The 1,453-nt window shown below is 59.5% G+C and carries 1 protein-coding gene; it reads right to left on the reverse strand.

Annotated features, from left to right (window positions below; translation table 11 throughout):
- Positions 1 to 35 precede the first annotated feature (35 nt).
- Positions 36 to 1,402 (reverse strand): IS3 family transposase gene (locus FHR94_RS19425; protein WP_425485406.1). Its coding sequence is split into 2 segments (ribosomal slippage): positions 36 to 940 and positions 940 to 1,402, totalling 1,368 coding nucleotides; the frame shifts between segments, so codons are not numbered across the junction.
- Between the last annotated feature and the right edge of the window lie 51 nt (positions 1,403 to 1,453).

A 1,453-nucleotide genomic window follows, 5' to 3' on the forward strand; every position in this document is an offset into this window, starting at 1 on the left:
TGAACTGACCCCCAATCGTTGGACGGTTAGTTCTCTTAACCGGCGGCCATGGCCTGAGTCCTGTATTGCACGGGGCTCAGGCCTTTTAGTCTCTGCTTGATCCGCCGATGGTTGTAGTAGTGGATGTAGTCGGCAATGCCTTGCTGCAACTGCTCAATGGTGTCGAACCGGTTCAGGTGGAAGTACTCGGCTTTCAGGGTACCGAAAAAACTCTCCATGGCGGCATTGTCCAGACAATTCCCTTTCCGTGACATGCTGCGCAGTATCCGTTTCTCCACCACCAGGCGACGATAGTTGGGGTGGCGGTAATGCCAACCCTGATCCGAGTGCAATAGAGGCCGATCACCCGGCGTCAGCCGGTCGAAGGCGCTCCTCAGCATGTGCTTCACCAGGCCAAAGACCGGTCGTGGCCCGGTCTGGAAGGCGATGATTTCGCCGTTATACAGATCCATGACCGGTGACAGGTAGAGCTTCTGGTCATCGACCTTGAATTCGGTGATGTCTGTCACCCATCGTTGATTCGGCCCCTGGGCCTGAAACCGACGCCGTAGCGTATTCGGGGCGGCGTAGCCTTCGGCTCCTCGATAAGCCCGATACCGCTTGGGGCGAACGAGGGACTTCAAGCCCAGCTGTTGCATCAACCGCTGGACGGTCTTGTGGTTGACCGCCTCGCCTGTCTGGCGCAGCACAGCGGTGATACGGCGATAGCCATAGCGTCCCTTGTGGTGATCGTAGATCGCCTGGATACGCGCCTTCAGAGACGCATACGGATCGCCAGCCCTCAGGGCCTTGAGCTGGTAGTAGAACGTGCTGCGTGGTAGCGATGCCGCACGCAGCAGCAGCGCCAGTGGGTGCTCATGCCTTAACCCTTGGACGGCTTGGGCTTTTTGCCCCGTGTCGTCGCCCGCTTCTCTCGGGTCAAGGCATCGAGCTTTTTTAGATAGGCATTCTCCGCCCGCAGATATGCCAGCTCCTCGAGCAGCTCCTCATGGGAGCGCTCACCATCGGAGGGAGGCTCGGGCGGTGGAGATGGGGGCTTCTGGGGCATCGGGCGGCGTCCCGTGCGTTTCGGTTCCAAGGCGGTTAGGCCACCACTATGGTACTGGCGCTCCCATCTGCCAATAGCGCCAGCGGCACGGATATCAAACAGGGCCTCGGTCTGCCGGATCGACAAGCCGTCGCGCCACATCCTTTCCAGCACCTCGCGCTTGAACGCTGGGCTGTAGTGGCGGCGTGTCTGGCGCAATCCTGAAGGCCCATGCTGCCGGTACTGCTCCACCCATCGCCTGACCATGGAATAGTCCAGACCAAGCTGGTGGGCGACCACTTCTAGGCCGACATCCCCATCCAGGTATTGCTGCACCACTTGCAGCTTAAACTGGTCGCTGTACTGGTTCCGCATAGAAACACCCCGAAGGTTGGATTGGGTGTCCAACTTTCGGGGTGCAGTTCA

Origin of the sequence: Halomonas cerina, assembly GCF_014192215.1 — a bacterium.
Lineage (GTDB): Bacteria > Pseudomonadota > Gammaproteobacteria > Pseudomonadales > Halomonadaceae > Halomonas > Halomonas cerina.